The 18,246-nt window shown below is 56.9% G+C and carries 18 protein-coding genes; 10 read left to right on the top strand and 8 right to left on the bottom strand.

Features of this window, described 5'->3' with window-relative positions; translation table 11 throughout:
- Positions 1 to 84: 84 nt before the first annotated feature.
- Positions 85 to 345: a DUF3606 domain-containing protein gene (locus tag GSQ94_RS05485; protein ID WP_158942294.1), complete on the top strand. Its 261-nt coding sequence runs from the start codon at positions 85 to 87 to the stop codon at positions 343 to 345.
- 99 nt (positions 346 to 444) lie between these two features.
- Here the strand turns inward: GSQ94_RS05485 and GSQ94_RS05480 are convergent, their stop codons facing one another.
- Together GSQ94_RS05480 and GSQ94_RS05475 are read right to left on the bottom strand one after the other, a co-directional pair.
- A complete protein-coding gene (locus tag GSQ94_RS05480) occupies positions 445 to 777 on the bottom strand; it encodes a CsbD family protein (RefSeq protein WP_158942293.1) in 333 nt (110 codons plus the stop codon).
- Between the two features lie 184 nt (positions 778 to 961).
- A complete protein-coding gene (locus GSQ94_RS05475; protein WP_158942292.1) occupies positions 962 to 1,597 on the bottom strand; it encodes a hypothetical protein in 636 nt (211 codons plus the stop codon).
- Between the two features lie 284 nt (positions 1,598 to 1,881).
- Here GSQ94_RS05475 and GSQ94_RS05470 point away from each other — a divergent pair, with 284 nt between their 5' ends.
- The 5 genes from GSQ94_RS05470 to GSQ94_RS05450 all read left to right on the top strand — a co-directional run bounded on the left by GSQ94_RS05470 (position 1,882) and on the right by GSQ94_RS05450 (position 4,616).
- The gene (locus tag GSQ94_RS05470; RefSeq protein WP_158942291.1) at positions 1,882 to 2,250 is read left to right on the top strand and encodes a glycine zipper 2TM domain-containing protein; all 369 of its coding nucleotides are present in this window, start codon (positions 1,882 to 1,884) and stop codon (positions 2,248 to 2,250) included.
- A gap of 36 nt (positions 2,251 to 2,286) precedes the next feature.
- Positions 2,287 to 2,673 (top strand): hypothetical protein, encoded by a 387-nt coding sequence (locus GSQ94_RS05465; protein WP_158942290.1) that lies wholly within the window; start codon positions 2,287 to 2,289, stop codon positions 2,671 to 2,673.
- 50 nt (positions 2,674 to 2,723) lie between these two features.
- On the top strand, positions 2,724 to 3,176 hold the full coding sequence (locus GSQ94_RS05460; protein ID WP_158942289.1) for a nuclear transport factor 2 family protein: 453 nt from the start codon (positions 2,724 to 2,726) through the stop codon (positions 3,174 to 3,176).
- Between the two features lie 106 nt (positions 3,177 to 3,282).
- Positions 3,283 to 4,176, top strand: coding sequence for a hypothetical protein (locus GSQ94_RS05455; protein WP_158942288.1), 894 nt, complete (start codon positions 3,283 to 3,285; stop codon positions 4,174 to 4,176).
- Complete coding sequence (locus GSQ94_RS05450) at positions 4,173 to 4,616, top strand: hypothetical protein (protein ID WP_158942287.1); 444 nt, start codon at positions 4,173 to 4,175, stop codon at positions 4,614 to 4,616. Before GSQ94_RS05455 ends, GSQ94_RS05450 begins: the two co-directional genes overlap by 4 nt.
- Before the next feature lie 32 nt (positions 4,617 to 4,648).
- Here GSQ94_RS05450 and GSQ94_RS05445 read toward each other — a convergent pair whose 3' ends face one another.
- The gene (locus GSQ94_RS05445) at positions 4,649 to 8,029 is read right to left on the bottom strand and encodes a S41 family peptidase (RefSeq protein ID WP_158942286.1); all 3,381 of its coding nucleotides are present in this window, start codon (positions 8,027 to 8,029) and stop codon (positions 4,649 to 4,651) included.
- A gap of 239 nt (positions 8,030 to 8,268) precedes the next feature.
- On the opposite strand from GSQ94_RS05445, the gene GSQ94_RS05440 reads away from it, so the two are divergent.
- Positions 8,269 to 8,490: a hypothetical protein gene (locus tag GSQ94_RS05440; protein ID WP_158942285.1), complete on the top strand. Its 222-nt coding sequence runs from the start codon at positions 8,269 to 8,271 to the stop codon at positions 8,488 to 8,490.
- Positions 8,491 to 8,664: 174 nt separating this feature from the next.
- Positions 8,665 to 10,245 (top strand): sulfatase-like hydrolase/transferase, encoded by a 1,581-nt coding sequence (locus GSQ94_RS05435; RefSeq protein WP_158942284.1) that lies wholly within the window; start codon positions 8,665 to 8,667, stop codon positions 10,243 to 10,245.
- Between the two features lie 14 nt (positions 10,246 to 10,259).
- Here GSQ94_RS05435 and GSQ94_RS05430 read toward each other — a convergent pair whose 3' ends face one another.
- Positions 10,260 to 10,676, bottom strand: coding sequence for a c-type cytochrome domain-containing protein (locus GSQ94_RS05430; protein ID WP_158942283.1), 417 nt, complete (start codon positions 10,674 to 10,676; stop codon positions 10,260 to 10,262).
- A gap of 114 nt (positions 10,677 to 10,790) precedes the next feature.
- Here GSQ94_RS05430 and GSQ94_RS05425 point away from each other — a divergent pair, with 114 nt between their 5' ends.
- Positions 10,791 to 12,017: a DUF5715 family protein gene (locus GSQ94_RS05425; protein WP_158942282.1), complete on the top strand. Its 1,227-nt coding sequence runs from the start codon at positions 10,791 to 10,793 to the stop codon at positions 12,015 to 12,017.
- 35 nt (positions 12,018 to 12,052) lie between these two features.
- On the opposite strand, the gene GSQ94_RS05420 is transcribed toward GSQ94_RS05425, so the two are convergent.
- The 4 genes from GSQ94_RS05420 to GSQ94_RS05405 all read right to left on the bottom strand — a co-directional run bounded on the left by GSQ94_RS05420 (position 12,053) and on the right by GSQ94_RS05405 (position 17,823).
- A complete protein-coding gene (locus tag GSQ94_RS05420; RefSeq protein WP_158942281.1) occupies positions 12,053 to 13,054 on the bottom strand; it encodes a Gfo/Idh/MocA family protein in 1,002 nt (333 codons plus the stop codon).
- Positions 13,055 to 13,098: 44 nt separating this feature from the next.
- Positions 13,099 to 14,220: a SurA N-terminal domain-containing protein gene (locus tag GSQ94_RS05415; protein WP_254063665.1), complete on the bottom strand. Its 1,122-nt coding sequence runs from the start codon at positions 14,218 to 14,220 to the stop codon at positions 13,099 to 13,101.
- 21 nt (positions 14,221 to 14,241) lie between these two features.
- Complete coding sequence (locus GSQ94_RS05410; protein WP_158942280.1) at positions 14,242 to 15,228, bottom strand: thioredoxin domain-containing protein; 987 nt, start codon at positions 15,226 to 15,228, stop codon at positions 14,242 to 14,244.
- A 72-nt stretch (positions 15,229 to 15,300) separates the two neighbouring features.
- A complete protein-coding gene (locus GSQ94_RS05405) occupies positions 15,301 to 17,823 on the bottom strand; it encodes an LPS-assembly protein LptD (protein ID WP_158942279.1) in 2,523 nt (840 codons plus the stop codon).
- A gap of 216 nt (positions 17,824 to 18,039) precedes the next feature.
- Between GSQ94_RS05405 and GSQ94_RS05400 the strand changes: the two genes are divergently transcribed.
- Positions 18,040 to 18,246 (top strand): hypothetical protein (locus GSQ94_RS05400; RefSeq protein WP_158942278.1); only part of this gene is annotated, 207 nt, incomplete at its 3' end.

Raw genomic sequence — 18,246 nt, 5'->3', positions numbered from 1 at the left:
TTCGCGCCGAAGATGGGGCACCCAGACCCTTCTCTCAAACTGATCCTGCATCTAATCTCAGGAACACGAAAGAGGAACAAACACATGTCTCACCCAGACCCAGCACGTCCGCACGAACACGAAGAAGTCGAAAAGTCGAAGCTTCGCACCGCGCACGCTGAGCACGTCGAACCCGAAAAAGGTCCCCACGACCCCAAAGAGATCAACCCAAAGATGTCTTCCGACATCCACTACTGGTCCAAAGAGTTCGGCGTCACCGGCGACCAGTTGCACGAAGCCATCCGCGTCCACGGCACCCACGTCGAGAAGGTTCGCGCCGCTCTCCAGCACCACAAGTCCAGCTAGATTTAAAGCATAGGAACGCAAAACAAAAAGCCCACGCTCGCGATCTTCGTTGCGAGCGTGGGTTTCTTTCCTTCGCATCACCTCTACGTGTTTTCAGATCTACTTGTTGAGATCGTGAATCGTCTGCCCAACCGCCTGCCCAACCTGACCGGCGACGTCCTTCACCTTACCCTCGACGCGATCCGCAGTCCCTTCATCGGCCAGGTCCTGGTTGCCGGTGAGATTTCCGACGCCCTCCTTCACCGCACCCGCAAACGAGCCTACCTTACCCTTGGCCTTCTGCTTGGTACCCCACGCAAACGTCTTGCGCGCTGCGTCGCTGAACCCGTCATAGCTCGTGTCATACGCCGGTTCCGGCTCGCTGAAAAACAGTACATACGTCACTGCGACACCGATTCCAATTCCGGCAAGGATCCAGGGAAAACCCTTCATGGCAAAACCTCCAGCCCAGTAAGATGCAAATCCAACAAGACGGGAAAATAAAATCTCCATCCCGAGACCGGATACCCCCTCTTCGTGACCGTCTCATCACCGCGAAGGCGGATCTCTTCGCAGCCGCAAAGACTGCGTCAAGCTACCACCATGGCAAGACGTCTCTGCACCAGCCCCACGCGAACTACCGCGCTGGAGCACCACTCTTCACCGCCTGCAGATCCTGATCCAGCATCCCCGCAAGGTCCGTCGCCAGCCCCGCGCCCTTCGCATCCGTGTACGTGCCCAACGTCCCCTTCAACTCCACATCCGTCTTCTTACCGCCGATATCCTCGACGCACGGAGTACCCGTCAGGTACGACGCGGTAAACCCGATCGTCCGCTTCGCCGTCGTCTGCTCCTGGATCACGACATGCAGAGCCCGGTCTGCCTGCGCAGCAGTATCCACCACCGTCACCCCGGTCACCGAGTTCACCGCATGCCGTATCTGCCCCGCAATCGCGCCCGTCGAATCATCCCCCGCCACTGTCAGGTACACCCGGGCCCCCGACGCCGACGGCACAGGACACGCCAGCCACGCCCGCTTCGGATCAGGCTTCGCCGAGCCCTCCAGGCTCGTCAACTGCACCTGCGTCAGCTTATTCAACCCATCTGTCTTGAAGTCCTCTGCAGAGACTCCCAGCGTCTTTTGCACATCCGGCGACCAGACCGCCATCACCAACTTCGCGGAAGCCTTGGGCTTATGCACAGCCGGGGTTGCACTCGGCTTAGCCGGCGGAGTCGCAGTACTCTGCCCCATCGCTGTAGAACCTGTCGCCAACGAGACTCCACACAAGACACACCCAACCAGACTCCAAGCTACATTCCTCACAGCCCCTCCAATCCTCTTCACAAAAACTACGCCAATAAGAGACGGTTCAACCAGCCAAACAGACGAAATACCACCACATTCTCATGAAAACACCTCTGTCAACCCCCTAAACCGCCAATACGGCGCCACACCGGCGAATTTCGTGGGTATCCCCCCACCCCATCCGGTGAACCAGGGGAAGCGGGTCTCACAAAAAATCTTTCGCTTTTCATTTTTTCAGCATCCAACTTCAAATGACCAAGCTAAGAACCACGGTCCTGCTCGCTCCTCTTCTTCTCGCGACCACCGTCGCCCCAGCCTTTGCTCAGCGCTATAACAACAACAGCGCCTACTACAACGGCATGCGCAATGGCGGACGTGGCGGTAACTACTACAACGACCGCGATCGCCACTACCACGATGATCACTACCGCCGCGACCAGGGCGGCATCGGCCCCGGCAAAGGAGCCCTGATAGGCGCCGGTGGCGGTGCAGTCCTGGGAGCCGTCTTCGGCGGCGGCCTCAAAGGCACCATCATTGGCGGAGCGGCAGGCGCCGGCATCGGTGCCGTCGTAGGCCAGGCTGCCCAGAACAACCGTGACGATCGCTATCACCGCTACTAAACCCCTAACGCGTACCCGTACGAAGAGGAACGACCCATGCGCCTGACCCATCACCTCGCCGTCTGCTGCCTCGCCCTGGCCACCCTCACCGCTTCGGCCCAGCAACCCTCCGCAGCCACCATCTCCCCCTCAGCGGACTCCGCCACTCCCCACACCTGGACCAACGAGCAGATTCTTACCTGCACCGTCTCCGACTGCTGGCAGCTCGCGGGGAAAAATGAGGCTACCTTCTTCGATATCGTCCAGCAGCTTGCTGGAATCTCCGCACAGACTCGCGGTCTTACTCTGCCGGAGAGCGCAGAGGCGGGCAAACGCGCTGGCGAGTACATCAAAGCCAAGGCAAAGGCAGACCATGGTCAGCTTCTTTACGCTATTGTCGACGCCTCCGTCCGTAAGGTTGGCACTAAGAGTCCCACCAACTAGATTCGCGAAGCAAGACCCGCCAAGAGGGGACTGGCGCTAACATAATGGCCATGCGCCTCTCCCTCCTGGTCCTCGTCTTGATGCTTGCCTGTGCCTCGCCTGCGCAAAACCCGGTCGCCACGCCTCCTGCGCCGATCGACATCGTAAAGTTAGAACAGAATCTCTGGACCACCATGGCCGAGGGGGACTTCGCCACTGTGCGGAGCCTCTTTACACCAGACTTTATCCAGATTGATGACCACATTCAGGCGCTCGACACTCTTCTGATCACTCTCAAACACTGCAAACTTGAGTCTTACGAACTTCGTGATCTTCAGGTGCGCCTTCTTACGCCAGACTCCGCTATCGCCGTTTATCACGTGGTGAACACTTTCAACTGCGGTACTGCCGAGAACCCAAGCCTCAGAAATGGCGACAACAATTCCGTCACGGTATGGGTCCGGCACCATGGCACCGAGAAGTGGCTCGCCCAGGCCCACACCGATACGCCCGCAAAACCCTGACTCCAGGCGCGCAAGAATCACAGGGGAGTCCCGGCGGCAGAGTCGATTCTCAGTGAAAAAAATGGGGATTTCGAATACATTCAATCTGCCCAGGAAAAGAGGCCTTATGCCCATACTCCGGATTCGCTGCAATCTCTTCTTGCAGGTCGTGGCTATCTCCTCGTTGTGCATCTCGCTAAGCAGTTGTGTGGATCTTGACGACGCGGCCGGCCTTTCCAAACTCTCTGATGAAGCGAGGGCCGAGCTCCCCAGAGTCTCGAACGATGTTGCAGGAACATGCGCGCGTCAAAACACTCTCTTCGAGAACACGCCGCCGGCAGAACGACCTAAGACCGAACAAGCTCAGGATTGTAGACCCTACGAAGAACTGGCTGATCATCTTGCGAAAGATCAGAATGTCCTGGTCTCCTACTTCGACGCTCTCGGTAAGCTCGCCTCCAACAAGCCAATGACCTACGATGCAGCTATCGATGAAAATGTAACTGCATCCAGCGCAAATACATCTTTCTCAGCCAACGCGATTACGGCAGGAAACGACGCGCAAAGTGTTCTGAAGTCTCTCGCGGACGCTGTGACGAATGGTTATCGCGAGAAACAACTTGGCCAACTCATTACTGCCAACGATCCCGCCATCCAGTCGCTAACCCACTCGCTCAACAAGGTCATCACCTCGGACTACGCTTTACTTCTAGCCAATGAGCAGCTCAGCCTCGACACCTTCTACCAGGGGCCGATGGCAGGCGCACAACCACAGGAGCGCCTCGCTCTTATCCTTGTACAGCGGCAATACGCCTACGATAAATCTGCTCTGCAATCCCGAAAAGACTCCATGGTTGCCTACGGAAAAGCCATGGAGGACTTTGCTTCGCTCCATGCCAAGCTGAAGCAACAGGCCGAGAAGAAGGCAAGCATGGTGGAGATCGCGAAACAAGTCGCACCCACAATCGAGTCGCTCAAAACAGCACTTTCAGATATTCAGTCGAGGTCGAAGCAGCCATGAAATCAACCAAATCTATCGCCGGCACCCCGGCTAACACCACACTTACCGATGACCAGATGCAGGCGTTGGCACAGTCTTTCCACGATATTGCCGTTGAAGTCGGGCAGGTTCGCCTGGACGCAATCAGTGCGGGCAGCAAGCTCACCGATCCGAACATCGTTCAACTGCAAGGGAATGTCTACTCGCTGATGAATATTGCAGCGAACTTCGCTCTTACGGCAGCAAACCTTACCTTGACCAATGCAGATCAAGCTGTTGCCGAGATCTCGGTCGCCACTGCGCAGGCGGACCAAGCGCTCGATAAGCTCAAGGATGTCGACAAAGCAGTTAATATCGCTTCGTCTGTGATTGTCCTGGCGATGGCTATCTCCACCAAGGACATGGGACAGATCGCCTCTGCGGCGGAGTCAGTCGTTACTGCAGCAGGTGTATCGGTCTAGTCAGCGACCGCCGCAGCAGCCAGCATCACTCGCTACTTCTTGTGATAGTTCGGATACGGAGGTTGCGCAGGTTCCTGAATGGGATGCAGAGCGAGATCCTGCATCGCCAGGCTTACCGCCTTCTCCAACTGGGGATCATGCCCCTCTCGAACAGCTTTAGGATCCTGTTCGATCACGACATCAGGATCGGTTCCGTGATTCTCGATCTGCCACTTCCCCTCGGGCGAAAAGTAGCCAAAGCTCGGAGAGGTTACGTTGCCTCCATCCATCAATACCGGAATCGCGCCGATGCCAACCAGACCGCCCCAGGTGCGTTTTCCCACCAGTGTTCCAACTTTTTCCTGGTGAAAGAGCCACGGCATTGCATCGCCGCCGGAGCCGGCCACCTCGTTAATAATCATCACCTTCGGGCCTGATATCGAAGCATTCGTTGTCTTCTGCACTGCGCCATAGCGCTGCGCCCAATAGCCGACGACCTTTCGTTGCATCGCTTCGATGATGTAGTCGGCCACCTGGCCTCCCGCATTGAAGCGCTCATCGATCACAGCGCCCTGCTTATCGAGTTGCGAAAAATAGAAACGATTGAAGTTCGTAAATCCGCCCGCACCGGTATCCGGCAGATAGACGTACGCCAGTTTTCCTCCAGAGAGCTGGTCCACCTTGCGTTGATTGTCCTGAATCCACTCGCTATTTCGCAATGAAGCTTCGCTACGAATGGGAACGACCGTAATATCGCGAGCATTCGCTCCACCGGCAGGGGCGAGGCGAAGAGTAATCGCGTGCCCTGCGGTTCCTTCGAGCAAGCGTTGAATATCGTCCTCGGCCTTCAACTCCTGACCGCCGATGGAAAGAATGCAGTCGCCCACGTGAACATTCAATCCGGGCTCGGCCAGCGGCGCTTTCACTTCCGGATTCCAGCTTCCTCCGGTATAGATCTTCGCAACACAATAGTGTCCGTTTGCGATGATGTAATCCGCTCCAAGCAGCCCACCTGGAACCTTCTTCGCTTCTGGAATCGCTCCTCCAGTTCCACGCAGATGCCCGACGGAAAATCCGCTCAGCATCTCTTGAAAGATGTAGTTCAGATCGCTGCGTGCTGCTATCGACTGAACGTAGGGCTCGAAGCGCTTCTCTTCCGCAACCGTATCTACTCCGTGAAAGTTGGGGTCGTAGAAGTATGCCCGCTCCACCCGCCACACCTCGTGGTACATCTGATTCCACTCCGCTGCGGGATCGATGCGTATCTGAAGATCAGCCAACGATACTGAACCTTCGCCAGCCTTCACAGGAACGTTCGCGGGAAGGATGACATACGAGGGATGATCATGTCCGCCGCCTGCACTCTCTCCGCCATCGGGAAGCAGCCCGAGCAGCATCTTTTCGCCATCTGCCGAGAGATCGAAGCTGTCTACATGCTCAGCAAGCTTCTCCGTCTTACGTGTATCGAAGACAAACCGGTTAAGCACCGCAGTACGATCCGCGAACCGGTTCCCTTCAGAGGTCTGAAGCAGGTACAGAGTTCCAGGCTTCCCTGCGGTCAAGCTCTCATAGTTTGCAGCGGGCAACGGCAGGGCAACAATACGACTCTCGATATTTGCGAGATCGATCTTCACCGGCTTCGGAGGCGTTGGAGCCTTTGCAGTGGTTTTGCCTTTCTCTTCCTCCTTTGCTTCGGTGGCCTCGCCTGCCGGGGTAGCGTCGGTGTTCTCCTTTGCCTTTTCGTGCGTCTCGGCAGGTGTCTTTTCGTCGTCACTCTCTGGAGCAATGGGTGAGGCCTGATCCGAGGCGAGAACCAGAGCGTACACACTGCGATTCGGATAGAGCAGATCGCTCGTCATATCAAGACCAGCCGAGCTGCCTCCTGAGTTTGTGCTCGCCGTAAAGTACAGATACTTTCCATTGCGATCAAATGTGGGAAAGCGCGAGTCAGCCGAGTTCGCCGTAAACTGCGTCGCCTTATTGGTCTCGACGGAGTAGAGAAACAACGCATGAAGATGGTTGGAGACAATCTGCGAATACGCAATCCACTTAGAATCCGGAGACCATGCGATATCGCGGCTGTTCGTCGCAAAGAAATCATTCTCGCCAACGTGCGTGACTTTGCCGGTTATCGTGTCGAGCATCCAGAGATTCAGCCGGTTATCGTGAAATGCCAGCAGCTTCGAGTCTGGTGACCACACCGGATCGAAGTAGTACGCAGCCTCTTTCGCCAGCGGGAACTTCTTCACCGTTCCGCTGCCTGTCTGGTTCGCGATATGAACTGCATAGAGTCCGGACTCATCCGAAAAGTACGCGATCGATTGCCCATCGGGCGACCATGCCGGACTTCGCTCCATCACACCTGGTGTGTTCGTAATATCGCGAGTCGGCCCCTTCTTCACTGGCACCGTCAGAATCTCGCCGTGCGCTTCAAATACCGCTCGCAACCCTGACGGCGATATACCGACGTGATCGATCTCCGTGCTTACATTTTGAATTCGCGGACGCACCTCCGGCAGATCGCCCGTCACATCAATCGGCACCCGGTGCGACTCCCCGCTGGAGGTGTCATACAGATAGATCTCGCCCAACTCGTCATAGACCAATCCACCCGGTCCGGCGGCCAGCGAATGAATATCCGGTTTACCCGCACCCTTCAGGCACTCTGTCACAGCCTTCGTGGCCGGATCGTACTTGTACAATGTCATAGACCCGTTGCGGTCAGAGAGGAAGTACACCATCTTTCCCACCCAGACGGGGTCGATATCCGAGGCCGTCTCATGGGGGATTTCCGTGCTGTTGAGATCCTTCAGGCCAGTTACCCAGATCGTGCTCGCCCGGCCGCCACGATAGTTTCCCCAGGCAACATACCGGTTGTAATCGAAGCTGAACGACGGCCCCAGCGGCGAATAAGCGATGCTCGCTCCGTCCCCGGAGATCTGTCCTTGAAAGGCCATCGGCAATGGCAGAGCCTTTGCCAGGCCGCCCTCGGCTGGGACCTCGTACAACTGGGTGTAGCGACTGGTAGACTCGCGGTCCGAGCGAAACAGAATCTTTCTGCTATCGGGTGACCAACCCACTGCAGCATCCGCCGACGGATGGTAGGTCACGCGATGCGGTACTCCACCAGCGGCGGGAATCGTGAATACATCCATATTGCCGTCGTACTCTCCCGTGAAAGCAATCGTGCCGCCATCGGGCGAAAATACGGGCGAGGTTTCAATTCCCACCCCAACTGTAATCCGTACGGCACGGCCACCCTTCCGGTCCACGCTCCACAGATCGCCTGCATAGTTGAACACGATTTGAGTCTGACTCAACGCTGGCCTTTGCAGCAGATGAGGCTTTTCGCCTAAGGGTGCAGTCTGTGCAGCGGTTGTAACTCCAACGGCTAGAAGCGCAAGAAGGGAGACAGCAGGTAGGACAACGCGCAAGAGAACGCTCCGTGCGGAACAGGATAGGCGAATAAAAACATCGTACACGCCTGCTGGGCGAACTGAGATCGTTCAAATTTGCCTCTCAACCATTGAGAGGATCTGGACACATATGTGCAGGTCTCATTCCAATAGACAAAAAGAAATAGCGTTGCCGAAACTTTTGTTAATTTCTCGCGTCTTCACTCTTAGACTCGAAGATATTCCGTCAAGTGGACAAAACCGCATAAAGGACAAGAATGACTCACAAATTAAAGCTATTTTCTATTACCGTGATGCTTCTTGTTGCGCTTAGCTTCACCTTTGAGCGCCAGGCACATGCCTACGTCGACCCCGGCTCTGGACTGCTCCTCTTTCAGGGCATTAGTGCAGCAGTCTCAGGAGCACTCTTCTATTTTCGTCGCCGCATCAAGAATCTCTTCAGCAGGTCCCAGTCAAAGCCCGAGCCGGAGCAATCTTGACCTTTCTAGTCGCGTAGCCCACTCACCTAGATTTAGAGGCCATTGTCACCTGCTTCAAGAGCCTGTAGTCTTTTGCCGGGATACGTGAGTCGGCATTTCTACTGGAGCCAAAATTTCCTCTTTCTCTCTGAAGCGGCCTCTACCCTGTTCCGTCGTCTCGAAGGAGAACAGACGGTGAAACCACTGACCCACCCCGCCACCATTGCCTTTGGCATTGCAAATCTGTACCTCATTGACCTCACCGGCCCGATCATCGCCCCCGATCACGATCTGATCTACCACCTCATGGGATCAGCTTCTTCAGTTATCCTTCCCGTCATCGCTTACCTGCTTACCCTCTCCCTTCTGTTCTTCGCACTCCTTTTGTTCCCCAGAAGACCCGGACCGCTCCGCGTCATTATCTGGTCAGCTTTTCTCCTCGCTCTGCCACCACTCCTTCTCCATACCATCGCAAACTTCGCGGGCGCAGAGGTCCCAGAATGGATCACTAACACAGTTGCCTCTACCTGCTTGTTAGTTTTGGTCGCCATCGCCATTTTTTGGAAGAAGGTACTTCCTGGCTTCGAGCGTGCTCAACCAGTTGCCGCCATCACACTCGGGTTCTTCGCCTACATCGGTCTCTTCATCTTTGCCCAACTATGCTGGAGCGGCTGGCAGGCACGCAGACTAAACCCAGCCCCCACGCTCCACCAGTCCCAGATCTCCTCCACCCAGACTCATCCGCGAGTCATCTGGCTTCTCCTCGACGAGCTCTCGTATCAGCAGCTCTACGAACGTCGATACCCCGGCCTCGACTTACCTGCGTTCGATCAACTTGCCGCCGAATCCACCATCTTCACCCACGTCATCCCGGCAGGCGAGTACACCCGATATATTCTTCCCACACTTATCACCGGCACGCCCTCCAATGAGATCAACGTCTCCGCAAGCGGCATGCTGCTCTCCCTTCGCAATCCCTCCACTGGAAGATGGACGCGCTTCGATCAACATCAATCTGTCTTTCAGGATGCTCTCAACTCCGGCTACACCACCGCTATCGCCGGTTGGTACAACCCATACTGCCGCATTCTTCCCCAGGTTCTCGACCACTGTTTTTGGAGTTACCGCGAATCTACTCCGGCGAACCTCTCCCCAAACCGTTCTCTCGCCGTCAGCATACTTCGCCCGTTCCGTAGTCTCTGGCGCGACGCAAAGCATCTGTTCGGCCGCGGCCCCGGCTCTCCGTCAGAAGAGACCCGCGATCTTCGCCAGCACACCAACGACTATCGACAACTCGTTACCGCAGGCGATGCAGACCTTGCCGATCCCACCATCGACTTCCTCTTCCTGCACATGCCCATTCCCCACCCTTACGGCTTCTACGACCGCAAGACAAAGTCTTTTTCTCGCAAACACACCTCTTACCTGGATAACCTTGCCCTCTCAGACGCCTATCTGGCCCACCTTCGCCAGATCCTCGAACAGCAACACCAGTGGGACTCGACCACACTCATCGTGATGGGTGATCACTCCTGGCGGACCAGTCTCATCTGGGCCGACGCACCCGGGTGGACCAGCGAAGAACAGACTGCCAGCCGCGGTGGCGAGTTCGACGACCGACCCGCTTACATCGTCAAACTCCCGCATCAGGAGACTGCCGCACGCATCGATCAACCCTGGGCCGCCATTCATACTCGCGCCCTTATGGATGTACTCTTGCAGCAGCGAATTCAGACCCCCGCCGATCTCGAGGCCTGGGCCACCCTGCAAAAGTAGCCCCTGCACGGCCTCTATTTCTCGGCATCCTCCGGCATAATCGCTCCTGCCTTCACCCATCGCTCTACCGTGGCGATATCCGCGTCCGAGAGCTTCGGCTGTTTCGGGGGCATCGGCATCGGATCTTTCTCAGGACCTTCATGCCGGATCAACCGCACAAGGAGACTGTTCTTAGGATCTCCAGGAATTAATACCGAACCGTCATGTCCACCCTTCAACATCCCCGCCCGAGTTTGAATACTCAATCCGCCGCGATGGTTCATGCCGCCGTGGCACCGGTAGCAATTCGCCTGAAAGATCGGCTGCACTTTTGTTGTGTAAAACTCCGGCTTCGCTGCCTCATCTGGCCCCGCAGCCCGCACCGTTCCCGCACGTAACCCCCATCCCATCAACCCCAACGCCACCATCCCCAACGCTACAAAAACTCTCATCCTCGACTTCTCCCTGTTAATCGACAAGTATACGGAACCTGCCTCGTCACTTTTATATTCCTCCGTCAACGTTTAGCGTGAGAGTTGCTCTGGCGCTCCGCGCCCCCGAAAATCATGATGCGTTTGAACGCCCCCATACCGGCCCTTTTGGCGCTCGCGGCTCTGTCTTTTTCCGCTGCCGGCAGCCTGGCCAAACCGACGCATCACACCCCGGCCCACAAAAAGACCGTGGCCACCCTCGCCGCAAAGCATTTCACCAAACGCAAACCCGCCGCAAAGCCTACGCACGCTCACAGCCCGAAGCATCACGGCGCTCCTCAAGCTGATCTCCCGGCAACCGTCCGAATTCATGGACAGCGTGCCACCAGAAATCATCATCTGCGGCACATCGCGGGCGTTCCCGCCCCGCAGTCCACACGGCCAGAACTGACAGCCTCCGAAGCTATACCAAAGAAGGCAACCTCGCAGGACTTCCTCAGAGCAGCTGCCTCCACGCAGTCCGAAACCCAGGCCGCAGTTGCTATCCATGGAGCCTCCCGCCCCGAAGAGCTTAACGAAACCCGGGAAGCTCCCACCACTTCGACGCGCAAATCCACCTCTAAACCTGTGTCTGTGGCCAAACCAGTCCCAGTTGTCAGCGTCGTCCGTCATGAGTCGGAGAGGCCGCAACTCGCCAGCATTGAAGAGGTCGCTTCCACTCCAGTTATCCTGCCGAACCTTTACAACAAGCGCGGAAGGCTGATCATGCCTCCCGCTCTCAAGGGATCACACGAGATCCTCATTCATCAGAACGAGATCGCAGACCGCGACGGCCTCTCCCGTATTCAGGATGACGACGACCTTCTGAATATGCGCAGCCAACGGCTCCTCGTCGCTCTGCCTGACAACGAAGCTATCCAGGTGGACGACCGTCTCCCCGTGAACCGTCGCTACTGCCGCCCCTGGACCGCGCAGTTCCTTGCAACCCTGGCTCGCGCTCACTACGCGCGCTTTCACACTCCGCTTCAGGTCAACTCCGCCGTCCGCACTGTCGAGTTCCAGCAACACCTGATGCACATCAACGGCAACGCCGCTCCCGCAGAGGGCGATACCGCCTCACCTCACCTCACGGGTCAGGCCATCGACATTGCCAAGCACGGTCTATCCCTTGCCGAGATCGCATGGTTACGCGGCTACCTTCTCCCTCTGGTGCAGGAAGGAAAGGTCGATGTGGAAGAAGAGTTCCAGCAGTCCTGCTTTCACATCAGCGTCTATAAAAGATACCAGCCGGCCAATCCCGAGCGGGACGTGGCCATTCTGCATCACGGTGGAACCTCAGCACTTGCCGCAGCCCTGCGCTAAAGCAAGGCTCTATGGCAGGACAGCGTTTCCACGGCCTACAAAATCTCGCGAGCCCCGCTCTGCCAGCTCTTGATAGCCGCGTCCAATACGCGCATATTGTGAACGCCGTCATCTCCTGTCGCAGCAAAAACTCCGCCGTCGCGCAGGGTTGCAGCAAAGCTGTCCAGCATGCGGGTGTAACCATCACCATTGTCCAGCGTGAGAGTCTCTACCACCTCACCAGCCCTGGTCACTACGATCTTCACAGGCCGATCAACAGTCAGCCCACCCTCGGCGATCAGCGCCCCCTCACTGCCAACCACCTCCACCAAAGACCGATACTGCGCACGTGCGCTCGTCGTTACGTCAGCGAAGATCTCGCCGGTCATCTCCATCTGCAACGAAGCCATCGCCTCTACTGCGCCGGAAGAAGTATCCTTCCGAGCCAGCGTGCTCACGCTCACCACATCTTCATCCAACACAAAGCGCAGCGCATCGATGCAGTGGACGCCAACATCTCCAATCGGGCCGCCATAGGCTAGCGAAGCGTCTGTAATCCACTTCCTCGCGGAGTTCGTTGCCGGATAGCAATACTGCGCATGGGCGAGTTGTGGATTTCCGATTCGTCCGGCAGCGATCTGATCCCGCATCCACTCCAGGCCTCGGTTATAGCGAAAGTTTTGCGCCACTCCAAAGAGCAATCCAGCAGCGTTCGCCGCATCGTTGATCTCCTCAGCCTCCTCAGCACTCATCGCCAGCGGCTTCTCGCACAACACAGCCTTCCCGTGCTTGAACGCCAGCAGCGCATCGTCACGGTGCATGGCATCCGGGGATGTAATCAACACGACATCCACATCGGAAGAAGAGCAAAGCTCCTCGCGAGTTGCAAAGCAATGGGGGATCTTATACTCGGCGCAATTAGCGAGCGCAGCCGCATGATCTCTTCGCCACATCCCACTTAAAGTCGAATATTCACACCGTGCAAACCCAGGCAACAAGCGCCGAACAGCATGGTGACCAAAGCCCAGAATCGCGTACCGCACAGGCGACTGCGTCATGAGACCTCTTGAAGAGACCAGGTGAATTCTATTGAGTAGAAAAGTTAGTGAGCGTCCGTCTTGAAGATCTGTTCCGCGAAAAAGTTCTCCACCTTGGCCTGATCGTGCAGCATCTCCAGGTAAGCACTCTTCAGCAACTGCGAGCGTACGTCGCGCAACTGCTGCCGAATAGCCTGCTGCACCCGCGGATCGTTTACATCCCGCTGCCCGGCAGGATCCCGCGAGATGAGCTTGTAGACCGCATATCCAGCGGGCTTCTTCGTCTGTCCATCCAGCAACGGAAGAATCTCGGTCACCTGCCCAGCCTTCAGCTTCATCACCGCGGCAAAGACCGAAGGATCCGCATGCAGCTGGGATTCGCCCACGAAGCCCATATCGCCGCCATTGGGCGCGGTCTCGGGCTGCTCCGACCAGTTGCTCGCAATCGTGCCGAAGTCTTCCCCGCTATCGAGTCTGTTCTTCAACGCCTGGATCTTCTTCTTCGCCTCCACATCGCTGGTCGCTTTGCTTCCCTGCAGATTGCCGGGCTGAGGCGAAGGCACATCGGTTACCTGGATCGTAGCCAGGTGATACTTCGTCTCCAACAGGTTGAACTCGGCTTTGTGCTGGTTGTAATAGTTCGCCACATCGGCATCGGTTACGGTGATCTTCGAGTTGATCTCTTTATTCAGAAGCTTGTTGATCGTAAGATTTCGTCGCAGCGCATGCTTAAGATCATCGACCGACTGATTGCTCGCCTTTAACCGCTGCTGAAACTGTTCCTCGGTATAAGGAGCCTTCATCTCGGCAAGCTTCGCGTCGACCTCTTCATTGGTCGCCGTTAAATTCATCTTCGTGGCGCGCTGCTCCACGATTTCTTCATCGATCAACTCACGCAGAATATTCAACCGCAGCGAGTCCGCCTGCTCGGGCGAAGGCTGCTGTTGTTGTTGAGCCGCATCTCCCAGCTGCGCCTTGTACGCTTTATCCAGATCGGGCTGCATAATCGCATGGCCGTTCACTGTCGCGACGACATCTGCGCTGTGCCCGCGGTCGCAACCGGCTACTGTCAGCAACCCCGCAGCCAGAAGAACCATGGCAGAGACAGAGCCCGCACGAACAGAGCGTGGCACGGAAGTAAGTTCGGTATCGGTCGACAAGCTCTGCATGTCCTCAGTGTTCCGCATCCACATCTCCTGCGTCGTCTGCTAGTTGCCGGGCTTGGTCGCCGGCGGGGTTTGAGGCTGAGCCTGAATTGGTGTCGGTGGCGGCGGCGGCGTCTGGCCAGAGGCGATCAGCGCGCTATCGATCATACGATACAGATCGCCAAGAGGCAGCGCCCCTTCCACCTTTTCTCCGTTGATAAACAATGCTGGTGTCGAATCGACGCCAATGCTCTCACCCAGTTTGATCGACTCCTTGATCGTCGAATCGTCCTGCTTCGCGAGGCATGCATTCAGCGTCTCTAAGTTCAGATTCTGCTTCTTCCCCTCAGCGCGGGTCAGTGTGTCCAGCGTCTCGTTCGCTTTGGCAAGACTCTTCTCCGTGCCACCTAACTCTCCGGCATGCTCGTGGATGTAGTCCACCAAGTTCCAGTATCCCGTCGGACTCTTCGTGCCTACGCAGTTCGTATCGATCGCCGCACGCATCGCCCACGGATGCTGATCTAGCGGAAAATCGCGATACACAATGCGAACCTGATCCTTATACCGCTCCGTCAACGCAGGAAACAATTGATCATTCATCTTTGCGCAGTACGGGCACTCCAGGTCGTCGAATCCGACGATCAACACCGGCGCATTCGCCGGTCCTCCCCGGGAAGGCCGCCCTTCGCCACTCACCAACAGCTTCGGATCCTTGCTGATGTCAAACCTGCTGAACTGCGCCAGCGTCTTCCCATCGGTTGAAATCAGAAAATCCGAAGGTTTGCTCGACTTCCCATCCGCCAAAAACGAGACGCTGATCGTGTCGAAGCCCGGCACATCGCTCTTGGTGCGCGGTCCGACCTGAATCTGATAACCGGGAGGGATCGACGCACGCGACCTGATGAGAACCTCTACTCGCCGCGTAAGCTCGGGAGAAAGCCTTCCCTGAGTCTCCGCAGAGGTCTTAATTGGCGTTTGTGCGTGGCAGCCAAGGGCAGCCAGCATAGAGGCAAAGATCAGGGCTCGGAAAGGCTTCACAACAGTCAACACAATACCTCGATTATCTCACGCAGAGGCGATTTACAAGGCTGCGGGCCTGTAGAACACCCACTCCCATCGCGCTTAAAACAGGCTCGCTGCGCGGCGCAGATTTCCTGCAGTCCCAATATTCAGCAAAGTAAAGTTGAACCTCTCCGTCGTCTCGTTTCGCACCGAGCCCAGCTCATACTTCCTCACCTCTACGCTGAACCCGCAGCAGTCCCAGTTGTACGATCCCTGCACCGCTCCATACTGCACCAGGCCGGTGTTATTCGCATTCAAATCCAGACCTACATTCCCAGCCACGCCTAACCCTGGCTTGGTTGGAGAGCCATACCCCAGCAGCAGCCGCAGCTGGTTAAAGTTCGAAACCGCCGAGGTCACCCCCTCCGTATAAAAGCGCCCGGGAGCATTCAACCGCGCGTAACTCAAGCCGGCGAAGACGTTATTTTCATGCACGTCCACCAGCACGTTATTGGATGTAAATTTCTTGGCTCCGGTATCCAGATCGAAGTCCCACTCCACATCCATATGCGACGAAGTCCTCACCCGCATCCGCGAGACCAGTGGCGAGATTGCTCGCGGCTCAGTCAGGAATGCGATCCCTGAGAAGTTCAGCGTCGTATCGAAGATGTTTCGCCGTCCGTTGAGAACCGCCCCGCCGAAGTTCTCGTTGAAGAAGTACTTCTGCGTCAGCCGCCAACTGATCAACGGGCGACTGCCGCAGCTGGGCTGCGAGTCTTTTCCTGACACACCCTGTTGCCTGGTCTGAACCGTCTGGCTGTCGTCATCCCAGTTATGCGTTTGCGTCATGTTCAGCGGTGCCGCCTCTTTGCATGGCCGGTTCTTCACGGGACGCAGAAACAGCCGCTGCGTCACCCCATACTCCAGCTCATTCGTATTGCTGACGATATCGACATCGTCGAAGCGAAGCGCACTTAGAAAATTATTGACTCCGGTCACGTACCGATAGGTCAGCTCCGGCTCAATCGTATGCTTCACATCGTTGCCGTGAAACAACTTCTCCACGCTGGACGAATCAAACGTTCGCTCCACCACCGGAGCTCGCAGATCTAGCTCAACCTCCGCATCGGACCGGTTCAATGAGGCCGGTAGCTCGACGGGCAAAGCGCCCGGATCATAGGGAACCTGCCGGCTTCTGCTGTAAGCCGTCTCCCGCGCCCCCACCGAGGCCCGCACTCGCCATCCATCCAGGCCCAGCGCGTATGACAACTCCGGATGTACATCGAACCGTTGCGTCAAACCTCCGGTGGAAAAGTTAGGCTGCACTCGCGATAGTCCAGCGTGTGAGGCTTCCACGCTCCACATCAACCCGGTCCTACCGATCTCATGCTCCGTACTGCTGAAGTCGAGCGAAGGCGCATGGAAGATTCTCACCTCTTCCTCAGGAGTCGCCGGCGTGGTCGGCGTCGCGGCTACCGCCGTCATCTTCAACCCCTGGTAACGGTCCACGCGCGCCGAAGCGGCATAACCATCCCACTCATGTACCCCATACAGAATCGAAAGAATATCGCTCGACACCGCCACGCTGAAGTTCTCTGCAAACGCCTCGCGATACGCATACGAGCTCAGATACTCCACGTCTCCCACCACGCGCGTTGCGGCGCTAAAGTCATGACGCCCGGTAAATAAGGCATCCTCACCGCCCTGGTTCAAGTACGCCCCATTCGTAAATATTCCGCGATCCAGCAGGCCGGTGTACCTCGCCTTCGCAAAGTTATTCCCCAGACCGCGATAGCGAAACGTAGCCGACTGCTCCCATCCGCGCAAGGAATAGTACTGCGCTCCCACCGTCAGATCCGTACTGCGATTGATCGCCCAGTAAACCTCTTCTCCCAACGTAAATCCCTTTGTCGAGGAGTAACCCGGCACAGGAATCATGAGCCCGGACTGCCTCTGCTCCGAGTCCACCGGGTGCGTGACGTAAGGCAGAAACAAGATGGGTATATTCATCAGCCGGAAGGTACTGTTCTGCGCCTTCACCTTCTCGCTGTCTACCGCGAACTTTCCTGCGTAGAGCATCCAGTCCGGATGTGGCAGCTGGCATGTTGTTAGCGAGCCATCATAGATCTCATAAGCCTGCGGCCCAGTCCTCACGACCATCCGGCCCGTAAATAGGAATGGATTACTGCTCGAATACGTCAGCGTGTGGCCGCCATTTTTCATCCCGACGGAGCCGTTCACATCATAAAAAGTGGCTGTCTGTTTCTTCAGATTCATGGTGCCGTGGCTGGCTGTGAGGTCTTCGTGGTTCGCGCCTCCACTCACATGCAGGTGCCCCGTCGCCGTTAGATCCCCCGTGTCCTGGTCGTACTCGATGTGATCCGCCTTGACCACGCGATCCCTATAGTCCACCTCTACATCGCCATCCAGAATGAGAACGCTTCCATTCCGCGACAGAGTATCTTCCTGAGTCGTAACTTCGGTCGTATCATCGGTAGGAGGCAACACCTCCGCCACCGGATAACGGGTGCGTCCCGGCTCATCCGGCAGACTTGAAGACGACTGCGGCTCTCCCTCAAGGGGGGTTGCCTGACTTGTCACCTGCTGTCCCCACAGATGTGGATGACTTGCCGCGAGCACCATGATAGTTATCAAGAGGTAAACACTGGTCCGGACGCGCGAGGGAAACGTCCCACGAGCATCCGAGTCTGCAGGCAACTGCCACAACCCGCAAGACAGCACAGGCGGTCGGCGCTGCCCATAGGTCTTCGGCCCCTGTTTGTTCGGTATAAAACTTGTCAGACGTGCCACCCTTTGAGGCTAAACGATTTTACGGAAGCGAGTTTGAATTTGAGCACAATGAGCTCTGCACAGCGTGATCTGCAATCACTGGACGAAGCCACGGCCGAAACGGAAGCTGGTGCCCCCTTTGCGCTTAAGGAACAGGTAGCGCAGCGCCTCGCCGCCCACCGCGCCCGTCGCAGCCAGCAAGGAGGTCCTGCGCTCACCCCCATTGCACAGCCCGGCCCGGCAAAGACCCGCTCCTCGCGCATCGCCGCAGCCGTA

It is taken from the genome of Granulicella sp. S190 (genome assembly GCF_009766095.1).
Lineage (GTDB): Bacteria > Acidobacteriota > Terriglobia > Terriglobales > Acidobacteriaceae > Edaphobacter.
Note: the sequence above shows the minus strand (reverse complement) of the source record. Positions and strands in the feature narration are given on the sequence as shown.

Bases quoted from the DNA above. Each gene is read 5' to 3' on its own strand.
- GSQ94_RS05485 (WP_158942294.1), top strand. From the start codon at position 85: ATGTCTCACCCAGACCCAGCACGTCCGCACGAACACGAAGAAGTCGAA.
- GSQ94_RS05480 (WP_158942293.1), bottom strand. From the start codon at position 777: ATGAAGGGTTTTCCCTGGATCCTTGCCGGAATTGGAATCGGTGTCGCA.
- GSQ94_RS05470 (WP_158942291.1), top strand. From the start codon at position 1,882: ATGACCAAGCTAAGAACCACGGTCCTGCTCGCTCCTCTTCTTCTCGCG.
- GSQ94_RS05465 (WP_158942290.1), top strand. From the start codon at position 2,287: ATGCGCCTGACCCATCACCTCGCCGTCTGCTGCCTCGCCCTGGCCACC.
- GSQ94_RS05460 (WP_158942289.1), top strand. From the start codon at position 2,724: ATGCGCCTCTCCCTCCTGGTCCTCGTCTTGATGCTTGCCTGTGCCTCG.
- GSQ94_RS05455 (WP_158942288.1), top strand. From the start codon at position 3,283: ATGCCCATACTCCGGATTCGCTGCAATCTCTTCTTGCAGGTCGTGGCT.
- GSQ94_RS05450 (WP_158942287.1), top strand. From the start codon at position 4,173: ATGAAATCAACCAAATCTATCGCCGGCACCCCGGCTAACACCACACTT.
- GSQ94_RS05440 (WP_158942285.1), top strand. From the start codon at position 8,269: ATGACTCACAAATTAAAGCTATTTTCTATTACCGTGATGCTTCTTGTT.
- GSQ94_RS05430 (WP_158942283.1), bottom strand. From the start codon at position 10,676: ATGAGAGTTTTTGTAGCGTTGGGGATGGTGGCGTTGGGGTTGATGGGA.
- GSQ94_RS05425 (WP_158942282.1), top strand. From the start codon at position 10,791: ATGATGCGTTTGAACGCCCCCATACCGGCCCTTTTGGCGCTCGCGGCT.
- GSQ94_RS05420 (WP_158942281.1), bottom strand. From the start codon at position 13,054: ATGACGCAGTCGCCTGTGCGGTACGCGATTCTGGGCTTTGGTCACCAT.
- GSQ94_RS05415 (WP_254063665.1), bottom strand. From the start codon at position 14,220: ATGCGGAACACTGAGGACATGCAGAGCTTGTCGACCGATACCGAACTT.
- GSQ94_RS05405 (WP_158942279.1), bottom strand. From the start codon at position 17,823: ATGGTGCTCGCGGCAAGTCATCCACATCTGTGGGGACAGCAGGTGACA.